Source organism: bacterium, assembly GCA_036382775.1.
Lineage (GTDB): Bacteria > Hydrothermota > Tepidihabitantia > SM23-42 > JAOAFX01 > DASVHD01.
Genome location: DASVHD010000035.1, coordinates 155,001 through 173,132, shown reverse-complemented (window position 1 = coordinate 173,132; position 18,132 = coordinate 155,001). Strand labels below are relative to the sequence as shown.

13 protein-coding genes (1 of these 13 cut by a window edge) are annotated in these 18,132 nt (G+C 45.2%); 5 read left to right on the top strand and 8 right to left on the bottom strand.

Annotation, left to right across the window (positions count from 1 at the left end; translation table 11 throughout):
• Positions 1-22: 22 nt before the first annotated feature.
• From VF399_08355 to VF399_08340, 4 genes are all read right to left on the bottom strand, one after another.
• Positions 23-1,246 (bottom strand): glycosyltransferase family 4 protein, encoded by a 1,224-nt coding sequence (locus VF399_08355; GenBank protein ID HEX7320353.1) that lies wholly within the window; start codon positions 1,244-1,246, stop codon positions 23-25.
• Positions 1,243-3,168, bottom strand: coding sequence for an alginate lyase family protein (locus VF399_08350; GenBank protein HEX7320352.1), 1,926 nt, complete (start codon positions 3,166-3,168; stop codon positions 1,243-1,245). Before VF399_08350 ends, VF399_08355 begins: the two co-directional genes overlap by 4 nt.
• Before the next feature lie 61 nt (positions 3,169-3,229).
• Positions 3,230-5,377, bottom strand: a complete 2,148-nt coding sequence (locus VF399_08345) for a bi-domain-containing oxidoreductase (protein HEX7320351.1) — start codon at positions 5,375-5,377, stop codon at positions 3,230-3,232.
• Positions 5,374-6,435, bottom strand: coding sequence for a glycosyltransferase (locus tag VF399_08340; GenBank protein HEX7320350.1), 1,062 nt, complete (start codon positions 6,433-6,435; stop codon positions 5,374-5,376). The genes VF399_08345 and VF399_08340 overlap by 4 nt, the downstream gene beginning before the upstream one ends.
• Before the next feature lie 102 nt (positions 6,436-6,537).
• On the opposite strand from VF399_08340, the gene VF399_08335 reads away from it, so the two are divergent.
• From VF399_08335 to VF399_08325, 3 genes are read left to right on the top strand one after another with little or no spacing between them, the layout of a single operon-like run.
• Positions 6,538-8,115 (top strand): polysaccharide biosynthesis C-terminal domain-containing protein, encoded by a 1,578-nt coding sequence (locus VF399_08335; GenBank protein ID HEX7320349.1) that lies wholly within the window; start codon positions 6,538-6,540, stop codon positions 8,113-8,115.
• A complete protein-coding gene (locus tag VF399_08330) occupies positions 8,112-9,113 on the top strand; it encodes a glycosyltransferase family 2 protein (protein HEX7320348.1) in 1,002 nt (333 codons plus the stop codon). Before VF399_08335 ends, VF399_08330 begins: the two co-directional genes overlap by 4 nt.
• 32 nt (positions 9,114-9,145) lie before the next feature.
• Complete coding sequence (locus tag VF399_08325) at positions 9,146-10,366, top strand: DUF6337 family protein (GenBank protein HEX7320347.1); 1,221 nt, start codon at positions 9,146-9,148, stop codon at positions 10,364-10,366.
• 33 nt (positions 10,367-10,399) lie between these two features.
• Here the strand turns inward: VF399_08325 and VF399_08320 are convergent, their stop codons facing one another.
• Positions 10,400-11,623, bottom strand: a complete 1,224-nt coding sequence (locus VF399_08320; GenBank protein ID HEX7320346.1) for a Wzz/FepE/Etk N-terminal domain-containing protein — start codon at positions 11,621-11,623, stop codon at positions 10,400-10,402.
• A gap of 167 nt (positions 11,624-11,790) precedes the next feature.
• On the opposite strand from VF399_08320, the gene VF399_08315 reads away from it, so the two are divergent.
• A complete protein-coding gene (locus VF399_08315; protein ID HEX7320345.1) occupies positions 11,791-14,640 on the top strand; it encodes a hypothetical protein in 2,850 nt (949 codons plus the stop codon).
• A complete protein-coding gene (locus tag VF399_08310; GenBank protein HEX7320344.1) occupies positions 14,624-15,700 on the top strand; it encodes an ATPase in 1,077 nt (358 codons plus the stop codon). The genes VF399_08315 and VF399_08310 overlap by 17 nt, the downstream gene beginning before the upstream one ends.
• Here the strand turns inward: VF399_08310 and VF399_08305 are convergent.
• The 3 genes in view from VF399_08305 to speB are tightly spaced (at most 31 nt apart) and all read right to left on the bottom strand, a layout consistent with a single transcriptional unit that may run on beyond the window.
• On the bottom strand, positions 15,697-16,851 hold the full coding sequence (locus VF399_08305) for an NAD-dependent epimerase/dehydratase family protein (protein HEX7320343.1): 1,155 nt from the start codon (positions 16,849-16,851) through the stop codon (positions 15,697-15,699). The genes VF399_08310 and VF399_08305 overlap by 4 nt on opposite strands.
• A 31-nt stretch (positions 16,852-16,882) precedes the next feature.
• On the bottom strand, positions 16,883-17,590 hold the full coding sequence (locus VF399_08300) for a class I SAM-dependent methyltransferase (GenBank protein ID HEX7320342.1): 708 nt from the start codon (positions 17,588-17,590) through the stop codon (positions 16,883-16,885).
• Positions 17,591-17,612: 22 nt separating this feature from the next.
• Positions 17,613-18,132: the 3' portion of an agmatinase gene (gene speB / locus VF399_08295; GenBank protein ID HEX7320341.1), read on the bottom strand. It continues 290 nt past the right edge of the window; only the last 520 of its 810 coding nucleotides appear in the window; its start codon lies beyond the right edge, outside the window; the stop codon is at positions 17,613-17,615.

Below are 18,132 nucleotides of genomic sequence, written 5' to 3'. Positions count from 1 at the left end.
GAATAGTCAACCTGCTAAGTTGTCAGGAACCTATCACCACGCGCGTCACTATGTTGTTGATTGTGTCTATAGCCTTTTCACTGGAGAAAATACTGTTTACTGCTTTTTTACCCTTTTGTGAATATTCATTACATGTGTTTTTGTTATTATATAAATTCAAAATGGCATTGGCTAACTGATCGGCGTTTTCTGGTTCAACACAGACACCGGCCCCTGATGATCTCAGCATGTCGACCGCTTCACCGCTGGCAGATAAGATAATTGGACAGCCACAACCCATATAATCGAACAGCTTGGAAGGTATGGTCATTCTTAGGCTGGGTAGGTTTTTTAAGGGGATCACGGAACAACCAGCCGTTGACAAAAGAACATGCGTTAATGTGTTCGGTTGAGGTGGCAGCCATACAATGTTTTTTAACTGGAGCTCGGTACTTAATTTCTTTAACGCTTGCTCTTCGGTTCCCTTGCCGACTATTATAAACAAAATATCCGGCTGGTGCTTAACTAGATTGGCGGCCTGTATGATGACATCAATACCCTGAAAATAACCAAGGATCCCGGCATAAAGGACAGTAAATCTATTATTAAAATTAGACTTCACATTATCTGGAATTGCAGTTGTTATATTTTGATCCGTTTTTGCAAAATTGAAAACAACGTCAACTTTTGAAGACGGCACATTCATTTGGTTTATTGATCTCTTGAATCCTTTTGTAACGGTTACAATATGTCGTGAATGCAGATATAGAAAGGATTCTAACCATCTCGCCATTTTGATCGCTATTGGGTTGCTGAGTTCGCCGCTTTCGATCGCGATCTGAGGCCAGAGATCTCTGACTTCAAAAATATAGGGTATTCGAAGGATCTTGCCCAGTACATAAGCCGTAATACCTACAAAGAGCGGCGGAGATGTTACATAAATGACATCATGTTTTTCTTTCAACAATAAGCCTTTGCCGATAGCCATGAATGCGAATGACAGGTAAAGCGCAATACGCTTGATAAAATTCATCTTCACAGCAGACTTGACCCAAACATAATGAACTTGATGATTGCTGTATTTGCGGACCTGCCATGGCCTTTTGTTGAACCCGGTATAGACCTTGCCATGCGGGTAATTTGGTATCTCGGTTATCACCGTTACTTCATGGCCTCTTCGCGCTAAACCGTCGACAATGGCTTCGGCCCTGAATGACCCCGCACCGATCTCGGGCGGATAGTATTGTGTGATGTAAAGAATTTTCATATGGTCTCGATGGTTTTGAAGGCCTGATCCAGTGCTTGTTCACTCATAATATTGGGTTTACCAAAACTTGGAACAAAAAGCGTGGTCACGGTCTCCGGCAGGAATCGATGCGCTGCCAGTTTGATCGTCTTTGACGGTATCGAAATACCATATGTGTATGAGACTTCATCCTTGACCACGGAAAGCGCGTAATCATAGTTAGAGACATACAGGATCAGGTAATTCCGTCTGTTCCTGCACAAAATCGAATTGCCGGTATGGTCAACAATAATAACCTCAGGTGAAAGATGGAAATTCAACTCGACCTGGTGAAGACCATGTCCGGCGATGTGATCCTGGATACCTATCCACCCGTGTTTTTGCAGAACTGTTTTTCTCCGATGGGTAACGTGCGCTTTATAATCGTAGCTGGCTTCTGCAAAATCAATCTTATCCAAAAATCCATAACGTATTGCATGCCCTTTGATGGTTTTATCCCAGTCAAAGCTCGAAAGTGGTTTTATCCTTGGAGTATTGTCTATCAATATTGTATTATGAGCGCTGGTGGATCGCAAATAGGAACGCCGGGGATCCTGCGCAGAGTAGGTATAAGTTCCAGGGTCTATTATAAATTCATTGTTATTTATGGAAATCACCACGCTTGTAAGATCATCATGACCGTGGCCCGCTACTTTGCCGATCCCCAATTCGCCGACGTCGTATAGAACATAGATGTCATGTTTCCTGTTGTCACGCAGGATAAAATATCCGCTCTGAAGCAAATAAGTTGAAGAATTCTGTGTTGCAACTTTTTTGAGAGTATGGTATTTTTTATATCCTCTTGCTCCAGTGAGCCAGGCGGCGCTTTCTGTGAAGATTTTTGTTTTACTTAAAAGATCTCTGCGGTCAAAGAATAAGCCACCCAGACAAAACAAGTCTTCTTCCTGCCAAAAATTGCAGCTGTTTATAATCGGCAGTCCCCGCGCGTTGTCGCTATCACCGACCATAGGTATTTTGTTACCCGGTTGTGCCAGTAATGACAGACAATCTAGCATCTTTTCGATCCGGGTGACAAAATGATCAGAAAAAGCATCGCCCATGCGTTCGCTTACAAACAGCGTCTGCATCAGCAGGTCCAGATCAAAAAGCATATAGGAGAAAGACTGCTCTTTACATCCGCCATCAGTATAAGTCTGGCGTATAACCTCCTTTTCGAGCATATCTCTGGCTTTTTTGCGCCAGGTTCGATCTGGGTCGAATTGAGGAAAAACTGCACAAAGCATGTATAATGCCGCTGCTTCTCCAATATTATGATTGCTTGGATGGAGGAATTCACTGCGATAATGATATATATGCTGCGCGTGGATATAGAGATTGTTAATAAATGGATCATGGATCTTTGCAAAGGCTGGAGTTTGGCCAAAAAAAGTATATACCCAGAGCCATGATATGGCACGCATGGCGATCTCAAGTGAACTATACCAGTTAACACCGATGCCATACGGGTTCTGACGAATCCATGATTCAAAATGTTCCTTGAATCCGTTAAAAAACCGTTTATCGTTCGTATAAATATACGCCTTTCCAAGGACCACAAAATGTTTGTGCCGGTTGAGTTCCCATATATTTCTGATGCTGCCCAGATGATCCTGTTTTAGGCGTATTGAACGCCAGGGTACTTTGGGCCATGTAATATTTGTCAGGACATCATGATGCCAGTTTATCGTTTGCCCGGCGTGTATTTCCCGCGTATGATATATATTCAAGCGTCCTTTGAGAATATTTTGTGCTTCTTCAATAACTCTACTCCGTTGCCCGTCGTTGATCAAATCCGTGATTGCAAGGAAATCATCAGCAGAAACAATGGCCGTGGAGGGGGTTAGATCGGGTGGCAGGCGATTGCAAAGATCCTTTACTATGGATGGCTTTTTAAAGCGCAACATTAGCCGCCATGTTAGATCCTGAAAGCCGCGCCGATGGATCTTGCGGCAGTTATTAACGATCCTATTTAACATCTATCAGCGATGTGAGATTGATCTTTACCGGCATGTTTTTCGACGCGGATTCAATTATTTTCAAAGTTGTATAGGTGCTAATGACCAGATCTTCAAAAGAGATCGGCGGGGGTGTTCCGTTCTTGACGGCGTCGATAAAAGAAATTATTTCCTGAAGAAAACCCTTGTCCGTTTTACCTGATTTCTGGATAGTTCCCTGGTCTCCCGTTATAATTGAATAACCCCTGAAATCATCTATGATCGCAACCTTACCCTGACTGTAGATCTCGATCCTCTCTTTGGGCAAAGCAGGATTCCCAAGCGTTGTGTAAATGATGTTGAAAACCGAGCCATTCTCGAATTCGATCACGCATGATACATTATCATAAGATAAAGCGGTCGTAGAATATACCCGTGAAGGACGGCTTGCCGTGAGATACATTGCCAGGTCGACAAAGTGACATACTTCACCGATGATCCGGCCCCCGCCTTCATTTTCGTCATGCACCCAGCTGCTGGATGGGATCGCTCCGGCATTGATGCGGTAAACGCCCGTCTGGGGATTGCCTTTGGGCATTTTTTCAAGCACGGATCTGATAATAGGGGAAAATCTGCGGTTATACCCAACCATGACCATTTGTGGATACCGTTTCCAGGTTTGAATAAGCTCTTGAAGTTGGTTTTCGCTGGTTGCCAATGGTTTTTCGACAAAGACATGTTTGTTATGCTTGAGGGCTTCAATGGTATATGAAGCATGGGTATCATGTCTTGTGAATATGAAAACGGTATTTATGTCCTTGTCATGCAGGACCTTGTTACTATCAGTGGTGATATAATTAACGCTGTATTTATCAGCAACATACCTGGCGCTCAGGCCCTTGGCAGTAGCTACCCCGTGGATCGAAATATCGCGCATCTTGCTGATCTGGGGCAGAAGAAAATCACGGGCAAAATTGCCGGCACCAATAACGCCGATCCTGACCGAGGCGCTTGGTTTGTGCAATTCCGGCTTGAGGCTAATGGTCTTTGCCGGTTCTGCGGGATCAAATTTGAGCAGGATGCCATAATAACTGAGCCCTTTCCCGGATATTAACTTATAGGCTTTCTCCACTTCGTCGATATTGTAGATGTGGGAGGTAAGGATATCAACGTCAAGTTTTTTGTCTTTAATAAGTTCGAGTACCGATTCCATGTTGCGTGTTTCGGTCCAGCGCACGTATCCCATGGGATAATCGTGGCCTTTTTCTTCAAACTCGGTATCGTACCGTCCCGGACCATACGATCTGGAGACGATAAGATCCAGTTCTTTGTTGTAGAATGTCCTGCGCGGTATATCCATTTTTACCGAGCCGACGACAACGACTTTTCCTCGATCCCGTAACAGCTCTCCAGCAAGCTCTACGGGTTCATTACTGGTGGTGGATGCCGTAATGATCACGCAATCAAGACCCCTTCCATTAGTTAATTGATCGACAAGGGATATGATCTCACGGTCTGAACTCGCTCCAAAACTAAGTCCATGTTTCAAGGCAAACGCGATCTTTCGTTTATCCGTGTCAAATCCCACTACCCTGCAGCCGGCCGCTTTCAGGATCTGCATCGTAATCTGGCCGATCAGACCTGCGCCGATCACGGTCACGCTTTCATTCACGCTTACGCCAGCGGTCCTTATGCCGTGTAGGGCAACGCTTCCGACCGTCGCGTAGGCCGCCGCTTTATAATCGACGCCAGTAGGTATTTTTACGAACAGATTTTTAGGCACGGTTATGTATTCGGCATGATTGGCATATCCGGCACCGGCGCAGGCGACACCATCGCCCGGTTTTACGCCCGAGATACCTTTACCGATTTCCACAATCTCACCGGCGCAGCTATATCCAACGGCTGACGGCACTTCCAGTCGCCTCATGGCGCGCTGGATCGTAAAACCGATACCGTCCCTTTTCATTTTTTCTCTAATCTGTTTGAAAAGATCTGGCCTTGCTCTGGCTTTTCCGAGAAGCGATTTCCTGGCAAATTCAAGCATGAGTTTTTCTGTGCCGGCGCTTATTAGAGAGTACCGGTTTTTGACCAGAATGCAATTGTCCTTGAGAAGCGGAACGGGCACATCGATCACCTTGATAAGCCCTTTACGCGCATCCTGCACGACTTGTTTCATGATCGCTCCTTTTTCAAAGTGGAATCAATAATTTTTTTAAGGGTTTTTTTCCGGTTCTCATAGGAGAACATCTGAATGACGCGGGTTTGTCCCATGGTACCCAGATCTTGCCGTAAATTTTTATTGCGCAACAGCTGGACGAGACCATCGGCGATATCTTGCGATGTTCCGGAAACATAAAGACCGGCGTCCCCGACCACTTCCGGCGTCGCGCCCGATCTGCAAACGACCACGGGCGTTCCACATGCCATCGCCTCGGCGATCGCCAGGCCGAAGCCTTCGTATACAGACGGCTGAACGAATGCCTGTGCCTTGCGATAGAACTCTATCTTTTCTACCAGAGAAATGGAGCCGGTAAAGACCACCCGTCCCCGCAGGTTTAAATGGTCCACAAGCGCCAGCAGCGTTTCTTTGGTCCGGTCCTGTATCCCGGCGCTTCCGCCCGCGATGACCAATTTATACGCGGGAAACTTTTGTGCGATAAGGGCGAACGCTTCGATCGTTTCAATGATCCTTTTCCGTTTGGCATTTTCATGGTAGAGGTTGCAGATCGTGAACAGGATCTCTTCTCTGGGGCCTGCTTTATTGGGATTGTATATATCGAGGTCAATGCCGTGATAAACCATATGAACATCCCGGGATCGGTATCTGGTCACGATGTCATTCTCATACTGCGAAGTCGTAAGTATAACCGTCGCTAGCCTCAAGGCGGATTTTATGCATACCATCTTTAAAATCGAAGCCTTGGGAAATCCATAAGGCGCGTCTTGATCGAACCGCACATTGCCGACCATGATGATCGGTTTGCCCGCAAGTCGAGCCGCGGCCAACGCCTGGATGCCGGTAGCCCACCACCACGAGTAATACAGATCGCAGCGCAGCGGGATCTCGTGATACCGCGTGGCAATAGAAATATCGAAACCGAGTTCAGTGAGTATTCTGATATCGTTATGGTAGAATTCCACCAATTCCAATACTTTTTTGTCATGCACATGGGCAAAAAAACAGATACGTTTATGATTATTAAATGACCTGGACGACAGAAGATCTGTTTGCATGACAATCAAGGAATTATACTGAAAAACATTGGATTTTCAAGAGAGTAACCAATAGATAACTTGACATTAGCAATATTGGGATATATAATACAAATCAAGTTTATGGATCATTCTGAAACAACCAGTGCGGGCAACAAAGAACCAGCGGGAGTTCCCTTTGACAATGCCATGCGGACCGTGATGAAGAAACTTGCCAAAGATACCCTGTTGTACGTCCCCGCAAAGATCATCCCCGGTATTTTGGGAGTTCTGGCCGTCGCTGTCTTTACGCGGTTATTCGACCCTTCTCTCTACGGGCAATATATCCTGGTATTAACTACGACCACGATAGTGACGGCTTTTGCCTCGCAGTGGATAGTGCAGTCGGTGCTAAGATACCGCGCGCAATACGTTGCCAATGGACAAGTCGGATTCTTTAACGAGAAGTTCACGACTTTGCTCTTGCTTTTAACCATGACTTTCGCAGTGGTGGTCGTGGTAACTTATCCTATACGCGGTGTTTTAGGATCATATGAGAGCTATTTCTTTGTGTCATTCCTGTTGATCGTATCCGGAATATGGTTCAATTGTTTGATCACACTCTATCAGGCGGACCTAAGATCATGGTATTTCAGCATTTTTACCATCCTCAACGGGATGCTAAAATTTTTCATTCCATTATTGATCGTCATATTGTACAGTCGGACCGTGGACAGTTTATTGTGGGGCATTTTTTCGGCTTTTTTTGTCATTATCATTCCCATGTTATTCACTTACCAAAACCTGCCGAGCTTTCGACCGACACAGCGACTTGTCATTGATGAGACGAATAAAAAAAATAATGCAAGTTTGGTTAGTTTCTTTCAACAGTTCTTTTTCTATGGATTTCCTATGATCGGCTGGTTTCTTGGTGCCGAACTCCTGAGTATTGCCGACCGCTACGTCATCCAAATTCTCCGGGACAGCCGGGAAGTTGGTATCTACAGCTCTAATTACAACCTTATGGCTTCAGCAATGGCGCTGATCACAACGCCGCTCTTGAATGCAGCTCACCCGATTCTCATGAAGGCAGGTACTGATATTGCCACCAATAGTGTGCGCGTGCAACAGCTCATAAGATCATTCTCGCGTTATTTCTTGATACTGTCATTCCCGGTCTTAACCTATATTGTAGTTTTTTCCCGTGAGTTCGCGAATGTTTTTCTTGGATCGGAGTACCGGGAAGGAAACCTGGTCATGCCAATAGTTTTGATTGGCATCTTGATCTGGTCCTTTGCAATGTTTGGACATAAGGGGCTGGAGTTCCGAGAAAAAACCAGGATCATGTTCTATTATGTCATAATTTGCACGGTCGTTAAGATTGTTTTGAATCTGATATTCATACCTTGGTTCGGATATATCGCGGCGGCGGTCACAACATTGGTTTGCTTTACTCTTTATCCAGTGCTGGTGTTTTTCGGCACGAAACGGGACATCCCATGGCTGATACCGTGGAGGTCGCTCGGTAAGATCGTTATCGCTTCATTGTGCGTTGCGGCCTTCTTGACAACATTGAAATTCATCGCTATTTCATCTTTTATGAAACTCTTGATCGCCGGTATCGCCATTATCCCGATTTATCTGGTAGCGCTTTTTATTTTCGGTGAATTCAGCGACGATGAGTGCTCATTCGTTAAACGCAGATTGGGGAAGAACGCATGACCGCGAGATCTGATCCATTAAAAAGCATCAATACCGGTCCAAAATCCATGTTGTCCATCGTGGTGATCAACTGGAATACATGGCAGGATACGATCGAATGCATTGAATCACTTAAAAAATCAGAATATAAGGATTTTACGGTATTATTGATCGACAATGGGTCAATGAACGATTCCGTGAAAAAGATGAAAGAATGGTTGTCAAAACACGGGTTTGGTATTAAACACCTGTTGTTCGAGAACCGAAGCAACCTTGGATTTGCGGGCGGAAACAACATTGGCATTGCTTACGCCGCCGGGCGGGGTTACAAATATATAATGCTGTTAAACAATGATACGGTCATAGCTCCAAAGGCGCTTGGATATCTTATCGATACAATGGAGCATGAGCCTTACTTGGGAGTAGTGACCCCGCAGATAAGACATTATGGCGAGCGCGACAGGATAGCCAATTCAGGTGGCAGGCTCACTATTTTCGGACATCGCCATTATTATGACTGCGATCAGCTGGCCAGCGAATGCCCGGACGACTCGGTGCAAGGGATCACCTTCATAACCGGGTGCGCGCTATTGGCAAGATCTGAAATCTTCAAGAAATTTGGCGGTCTGTCTGATCATTTTTTTTTCGGCGAGGAAGATTACGATCTTAGCTTGAAGATGAAAAAGCACGGGATAAAAATGGGATGCGTTCGTAAGGCGGTCGTTTTTCATAAAATAGGAGCGACGCGGAAAGAAGCGTTTGCCAACATGCGTTCCGTATTTTTACATTATTTCAATCGCTTTGTGAACTTCAAACATTATTATCGCCGGACTTACTGGTATGTATGGCGGTTTGCGAGCTTTCTATACATCATACCGCTGGTATATTTCAAATACCATTATCCAGTAATATCTATACTCAAGATGGCACGTTTCTTGATTAAATATTCAAACGCGTGCGATGTAGTTTCTAAGGAAAATATTGACAGGGCTTTTGAGGAATTATCTCAATGCTATTAACAATAACGCTTTTTTGTCTGATGGTTGTATTGATGACGCTTCTTGAGCGCCATCAGTATAAAACCTTTATCACGCCATTTAATGTAATCGTTTGGCCCTATTTATTTGTCGTCTTGTTTTTACTGGGTTTCGGATGGCACCGCCAGTATAAACCGGTTACAAGCGAGAGCATTGTTTTTGTCGCGCTTAATGTCGCATTGTTCTGGTTGACAGGGCAGATAATTTGGTATATTTTGCGCGGGCGACAGATTTCAGAAACGAATGTTCAGCTTGAAACTTTTATAACAGATCACCGTTCTATATTACTTGGTATCGTGTGGGTCGCGATCGCCGCCGGGTTATTGAGTTTTGCAAAAATTGGAATTACTCTTGGATTCGATGCCCTTGGAACTGAATCGTTCCAATTGGCGTTCCGTTCAGGTATTTTAGGGCACATCACGATTCTGGCATACCCGAGTTTCATTTTACTGGGTGCATTTTGGCTGAAGAATCACAGCAAATTTGTGCTATTATCTTTGCTCCTCATGATCTTCGTGGTGCTCGCCAATCAGGTAAAGTACCGTACGATACTCCTCCTTCTCCCGACATTGTATTTTGCGGTGCAAAGCAGAATTGTACGGAAGATCAAAACCGTGAATATAATCGTCGCCGGGTTGGCGATATTCGCTATTTTCGTTCTGGCTTACTTTATTGGATTCACTGCAACCCTGGGATTCAACCGAGCAATACTGCTTTTATCTTTTACTTTTAACGCCTTTGAAGATTATGTTGTCGCCGGGCCAATCACCCTGGGTTATTTTCTCAAAGGTTTTGAGAATTATCTTTCACCCGACATTGTTTTTACGGTACCGGTAAACTTACATCACTTTATTGTCGGTGATTATAATTACGTAAATCCCGCCATACCTTTTTTTGTTCCGATCGCAACACAGTTTGCGGTAAAGAATAATACGGGTACTATTTTTACGACATTGTATATGTGCCTGGGATTTTATGGCTCGCTGATTTTTATGATGGTAATAGGACTGGTCATCTATACTATTTATAATCTGGCTTTGTCTAAGCGTGGCACTGTGCTCAACCTGTTATCCGTACACTTACTGGGCATCCTTACCGTCAGTTTTTTCGGATACCACTTCCATCTATTGCCCTTATGGGAAGCAGGATTTAGTATGATAATTACACCCTATGCAGTATCGGCTTTAAGAAGAATTTTTCGACTAAAACCAGCAATTAACAGCGGAAAATCCTGAAAATAAATTTTTGTTTTGGAAAATATTCCCGGGTTAAGCTTTTTTCTTAAAAACTCGCTGTTTGAGTTTTTTTAGATCACCTTTAAGTACGGTATAAACCTGAACCCATTTAGCGTATTCGGTGGGATTGTTTTTTCTGAAAATATCAATACGCTCGATAATAAAGGCCAGGAACAATGCAACCAAGATGCTCAGAAAAAATGTGGTCACCAACAGAATACCGCGTTTGGGAAAGCTCTTCTTTTCGGGCGGAACTGCCCGGTCCAGGAATTGCACGGTCGGCGTGTCTTTTAATTCCATGATCTTCGCCTGCTCGTATTGCTGCGTCATCAGTTCGTAGATCGCTTCCTGTACTTTCACGTCTCTGAGCAGACGCGCGTATTCCAATGACAATTCAGGAAGTTTCGAGAAGGGCATTGAAAACCCGGCGCCGAATTCATTGGTATTTTCCTTGCCGCCGAATTCGATCTTTGAGAGTTGTCTCCGCAACTGTGCCAATTCCTGGTCAAGGTTGGCGATGTAAGGGTTCAAAGTGCTTGAGCCTGAAGCCATGGCGCCTCTTTGCACTTCCTTCATGATGATCTCGCTTTTCAGCTGCGCGATCGTCTGAATGGCACTTTGGATCTCGGCATCCAGGGCGACGGTCTTATGTTTTTCCTGGAATGATCTGAGACTATCCTCTGCTTTAGTCATCGCATCGATCGTTTCCGTGAGTCTCTGCTCGATGAATAAGCGGTACTTCTTGCCGGCGGTCATCGCGGTCTCGGTATTAAAACGGTCCAGTTCTTCTACGAACGAGTTGGCGATAGCAGCTGCCAGTTTCTTATTCTTGTACGTTACGGCGACCGTTATGATGCCTTCGGGTGTCACGATGATATTGGTAATGCTCAAAAGTGATTTGTAAGTGTCATCCAGAGTTCTGGCTTTGAACTCCTTTTTCAATTTGTATTTTTCGATGACTTTATCCATTATCACGCGGCTTTTCATGATGTTGGCGTAAAGGTCGGACGCGGTCGGACCGCCCAGCAAGCCGCCGGCGCCCGTGATACCAGCAATGCCGCTGGGAACGCTGGCAAAGATAAGCCCCATCATCGCATCCCGCTCCGGGTTGGGCGGCAGGATAGTGGCGATGGCTCTATACTGATTGGGTACTATTAGACTTATCAGCAAAGTGAGGATGACCACCGCGAGAACGAAATAAACAATGAACTTTCTCCTTCTGACAAGAATGTGGATTGTATCGATTATGCGCGACATTTCCAATGATTTCACAGCTCAATATTACACGAATTTTGTAGCATGTCAAGACAGGTCGCTTGGAAGTCATAAAAACGAAGTACGCAGGGAATATAGTAGTTGTGTAATTAAACAGGTAAAAGCATTGACAGCAGCAATTCATATTATATAATGAAGCGATGAAGGATATGAAAGGAGAAAAAATCAAGTATATCATATTTGCCGCTTTTATTGCTGCTTTGCCATTATCCGGTACGATTCTTTTGCGAAACACTTTTGAAGAATGTGAAGCTTCTGGAAATTTTATTACGAATACAAAAGGAAATGGATTTGTGAATACTGAAGCCGAAGGTGCAGATCCTTACCAGGCGCAAAGTCATGGTATTGCGAGTCTGCACATAAAAGACGCCGATAATCATTCCAGCGCCGGCGCCAGCAAGACGTTCATCAATAAATCATTAGAATACATGATAGAATTCTATATGTGGATACCTGGCGACTACAATGCATTTGATTCCTTTCCGTTGTGTTGTTTCAAATATTTCACTTATCAAGGGACAATCAAACAGACCGACATCGCACTATATCTTCATGAATCGGGCGGGAAACTAAAATTCCTACTTAAAGACGCAAAGGGTTTCCATCTCAATGTTGCCGGACTAAGATCAACCGACTGCTGGTATAAAATACAAATATATCGGCACAATAACATTGATGATCTTTATATAAATGGCGATCTTATTGGTTCGTATTATCCAATAAATCCGAGTAAGGTGAGCAATACGATCCTATTAGGCGCGTCTGAGGCAGAGTCTTCGGCGTGCGGCGATATTTTTTACGACGATATCATTATCTCCACTGTGCCGAAAGGCGTTCACCCGCGGTTGTTGTTCAATAAGTCGGGTTTGAAAACGCTTCGAAATAAGCGAGGCAATGAAACAAGGAGCGGATTAAATATTAGTTATGCGGACTTGTGGGATACGCTGCAGAATTCAGCTGCTGATTATAATAAAAGCGACAACATACGTTTCCCATGGCCGATCGACAGTACCCGGCAAAAGGACACGGTCATTAACTACCCCTATGAACAACTACCCCTGCACAATGCGGATGCTTTCCTGGACTACTGGCTGAACCCGATGCGTCAGATCATCAACCGTTTGATCAATGTCGCATTGGTGGGGCTGATAAATAATAACAAGGAGTATAAAGTGCACGTTAAAAAGTTCCTGGTTTCTCTAGCCAACTGGACGGCTTTCACAGACCAGACTAACCGGGTTGGCAAAAATGTAAGATACGCGCAGCTGTGTACTGGCGAAATGCTTCACGGCATGGCCTTGGCATATGACTGGCTCTTCAATGATCTGTCCAATTATGAGAAAATGAGCATCCAGAATACAATGATCACCCTGGGCATCAGCCAAATTCATCTGCAAGCGCTGTACTATCCGTACGCTCAAGAGAATGAGCCGCCTCTGACCTATGCCAATGGCCGGGCTATAATGCTGGGCGGAGGCATGGGCATGGCATGCCTTGCTTTGGATGACATGGCAAGCCTCCGTGCCGAATTAGCAACCGCCCGCGCAAAGATCGATACGCTGCTAAAACACTCTGATGCGCTAGGTGGTGACGGTGGTTTCAACGAGGGGCTATCATATGGGTTATATGCGGCACGCCATTTGATATCGTTCTTGATCGCCGATGGCACGATCAATAATTACATGGGCAGCAATATGTTCTTATCCAACCTGCCAAGATGGCAAATATATTCCATGCTGCCCGGTGCCGAGCAGTATAAGGCTGATAACACCGGCTCCGGACCGAACTGTGATGTAAGTTTCAGTGATTATGATAAATATGCTGGCCTGTGGAACCCCGCGACCTGTTATATCGCCAATCATGATAATAATGAAGTATACCAATGGTGGGTGAGCCGGCGCAAGGATATGAACAAACGGAAGGAATTTCGTTTTTTCCTATGGGCTGATCCAAAACAGCGCAGCGCCAGCCCGGATAATTTCCCCGACACCTATCCACTGAGCGAATGTTTTGCCAGCATCGGCTGGCTGATCGCCCGGACCGGCTGGAATGACGATGACTATTTATTGGCTTTCAAAAGCGGCCCCCCGGAACCCAATAGCCATTGTCACCGGGAGCAGAATTCGTTCATTTTTGGCGGTAAGGGCAGGTGGCTGATCGCGGATGTTGGTTATGCCCGCCGGAGCGAGCAGCGGGAACGGATATACCACAATGTTCTGGACGATTACGAAACAAACCCCTATGCCTTGCGGCAACCAGATTCAATGGTTTGGTCATATGATGCTAAACAGGGAATAACCTGTTTTAAAAGCATTGATTGGAGTTACAACCGACTTAAACCATGGCAAAGGGAAATTATATTTTTCAATAATCTGGGCAGTTTCGCGGTTTATGACTATGCACTACGTCAGTCAAACATAGATTCTCTGCACTGGCGCATGCATTCCTGGGTTGCGCCGAATATCGTAGAAAACAGTCATAAAATCATGATTGCCTATCCGAATGGTCCTAACCTTTTAGGTTATATGGTCTATCCTGAAGAAGTGAGCGGCAGTGTGCAGATATTGACCAAAGATAGTTATATTGAAAACAGAAACGGTCGAACCTTGCAGAGAATTAATGTAAAGTTAAACCCATTGGCAGATACAGTTAGAGTGGTGACCGGGTTTGCGGTCTTTGATATAGAAGAAACCGCAAATATCTTGCCGATATCCGCGGTCAATTTCAAGGGCGCGAAATTAACCAATGAAAAAGGCGATGCAGTGGTCTTGTTCGGAACGCGAGATAATACGCCCAGCGGTAGATACGAAGTTTCGGTGACCGATTCATTGCTGAACGTGGTCTGCAACTTGGTACCAAATGCTAAATATGATGTCGTGCGAAAAAAAGGTGATAATCCTGAAAAAAGCGACACATTTACTACCAACAACCTAGGGCTCTTATCATTCAAACTTAAGGGTAAGGGTAAATGGAAGGTCTCGCTTGATAGGCGATATTAATTTAGGAAAGAAAAAAGTAGTGGATACTATCAAGCGATGCAGTAAATGCGTTCTGCCCCAGACCATGCCGGGGATAAGGTTTGATGAGGCAGGAGTATGCGATTATTGTCGAGACTACAAGAAATTCGAGTATAAGGGCGAAGCACGGTTTAAAAAGATCCTGGACAAGCACCGCGATCCCAACAAGAAATACGAATGCATCGTCAACGTCAGTGGCGGTCGGGACAGCGCTTTCACACTTTTGAAATTAGCCAAAGACTACGGCATGAAAGTCCTAGCTCTTAATTACGAAAATCCCTACACAGACGAGCAGGCCAGGAAAAATATCCGGAACATGGTGAAGGCTTTGAACGTTGGCCTTATTAAGTTCAAGTTCATGAGTAATATCCATAAATCATGTTTTAAGAACAATTTACGCGCCTGGCAAAAGAATCCATCACCGGCCATGGTGCCGATGATGTGCATCGGATGCAAGATCATCTGGAAAAAGATACTGGAGATCGCGAAAAGACACGACATCAACTTGATCGTTAACGGTGGCAACCCGTACGAATACACGTCATTCAAGAAAGAACTGCTTGGTGTCTCAGAATCCACGGACCTTGAGAAATCATATTCAAAGAATCTCACCGGGCTTATCAGGGAAGCGCTCAAGAATTATTTGTACCTTAAGCCGCAATACCTGCCGGTTCTGGTCAAGGGCTACTTGTTCGCGAATCAATATTCGATCGGTTCAAGGTTATACGGTGGACACATTGAACGGATCGACCTGTTCCATTATATTAGATGGGATGAAAAAGAAGTCTTGTCACGCATTGCTAGTGAGCTCGGCTGGGATTATCCTCATGAACTCAGGTCCACCTGGCGTTTCGACTGCAAGATCGGGCACCTGAAAGATTATTTTTACACCAAGACCATGGGGATAACCGAAAAGGACGATTTTTACGCCAAGATGGTGCGGGAAGGGATATTGACGCGTGAACAAGCATTGAAAAGACTGTCTGCGGAAAACGAAATACACATGGATATTGTCAGGGAACTGTCAGACAGATCCGGTTAAATTTTTATCTTTGTAATCCATCCACGATTTTTGAAAAACCAGTCCACAGAATTCTGGATGCCCTGGTCGATCTTAACTTTTGGTTTCCAATCCAGCAGACGCCTGGCTTTTTTGATATCGGCCCAGGTTGCCTGCATATCGGCGGGATGAGATGGTTGATAAACGATTTTTAGTTTCTTTGGTTTTATTGATTTGACTCCTCGATAAAGCTCGGGATGTGTCAGTTTGTTCATTTTTTCTTCAATGATACGCAAAAAATCGATGAGTTTAATCGGTTCGTCGCATCCAAGGTTGATTATTTCGAAATTTAATCGTTTTAGCGCCCGTATCGTGCCCCGGGCAATGTCATCGATATAAGTAAAGTCCCGCGACTGATTGCCATCGCCATAAATGGTGATCGGTTTGCCCTGATGCACCCAGGAAATAAATCTCAACGGACTCATATCCGGCCTGGACGCAGGACCATAAACAGTAAAGTACCGGAGAATGGTAACATCGATGTTGAATAATTTGTGATATGTGAAGCATGTTACCTCGGCGGATTTTTTTGATGCGGCATAGGGAGATATGGGTTCGTTCACCGGCAATGTTTCCTTGAAGGGCATTTTCTGACCTGCATACAAAGATGACGAGGATGAAAAGACATATTTGTTGACGCCAAATTCACGGCAGAGTTCAAGAAGGTTCAGATTGCCCAGGATATTGGTCGTGTAGTAAATAAATGGATTTTCCAGGCTGTAGCGGACGCCGGCGCGGGCAGCAAGATTGATTACAGCATGAAAGGGTGCAGAGAAGCGGGGATGCCGGGATGAAAAAGAAGCACGCTTCGTGTGGGAAACGCTGCTATAGTGCTGGAATAACTTGCGCAGGGATGCGTAATTCTCGATGTCGATCTTGTGGAAGGCGAATTGGGACGAATGAGAGCGAATGGGACGAATATTTTTTAACTGCTGCAACCGCCAGTTCTTCAGCCGGACGTCATAGTAGTCGTTGAGGTTGTCGAGGCCGATTACGTTAATAGCGTTTTGAGCGTTAGTATCGTTTAGAGCGTTGCTGACTAGATGAGGCTGGGTTAGTAAAAATTCGCAGACCTTGGCGCCGATGAAACCGGCGGCACCGGTTACAAGAATACGGCATGGCTGTATTTTCATGCGCGTAATTATATCTGTCTATGGGCGAAAGTCAATTAATAATGACTTTTTTCTTCAGCACTCCGACCACGCAGGTCCTGAGCAGTTTCAAATTGCTCCATTTAGTAAGCAAGTGCCATGAATAAAAAAGCAGGAATAGCCATTTGCGCGCGCAATTCGCGTCCTGGACAAAATCAAAATGGGTCAACTCAAGACCGCCGGTATTGCGTTTCAACATCTGGTATGGATTGAGCCAGTTGCCGGTCGGCTGGATATTGGATATGTCGGCGTCGTACATTGACCTTATCATCTTTTTCTTATACCTGAAAGGAACGAGGCGAGCAAAAAATATGAAAGGGTTCAGGATGTTCGTGGTTATGATCAGAACATGCCCTCCAGGTTTCAAGATCCGTTCTGCTTCCGCGATTCCTTTCGGAACGTTCTGAATGTGTTCTATAACAAAGCGCAGCGTGACAAGGTCCGCGCTGCCCAAGGCGAAAGGCAAGTCGAATAGATCCGCGCAAACGAACGGAGTGCAGACGAGTTGGGTATGCTGTTTAACATCAGTACCGATCGCTAACCCGGTATAGTGACCCAGATCCATGATCATTGAATTGTCGCCGCAGCCGATGTCTATCCAGACTTTTCGCGGCGCTAGATACGAGAGTATTAGATCTTTATAAACATCGGCGCGGATCTTATAGGTGGGATCGGTTTTTCTGATGATGCGGTCAGCCCAGCACCTGTTGTCATCGTTCATGCTGTTTACGGCCTGATGCCGATTATACTATTAAAAGCAATTCCCTTAAAATATCCGCGACCAGGGACCCTGATGCCCAGGGCGAGGCGGACAGGGGATTGTATTCGACGATATCGGCGCCGATGATCTTTTTGCTTTTGAGAAGCAATAGTGAATCAACGAGCTCACGGAAGGAGATCCCGCCGGGCTCGGGCGTCGCCACCGCGGACAGCTCCGATGGATCCACGACGTCGACATCGATCGTCAGGTAGATCGGATCTTTTATCTTCGCCATGATCTTTTTCAATGGTTTGTAAACGTCGAATTTGAAAAGGTTCTTATGCATTTTAAATTCTTCTTCAGTGCCGGAACGGATCCCGAACTGGTAAATGTTTTTGAAACCGACGACATCGCTCACCCGCCGGATCGCGCAGGCATGGCATACCTTCTCGCCAGAAAATTCGTCACGGAGGTCGGCATGGGCGTCAAAATGGATGACCGAGAACCGGCCCTTGACCGAGTGGATCGCCTTGGTTATCGGATAACTGATCGTGTGCTCTCCG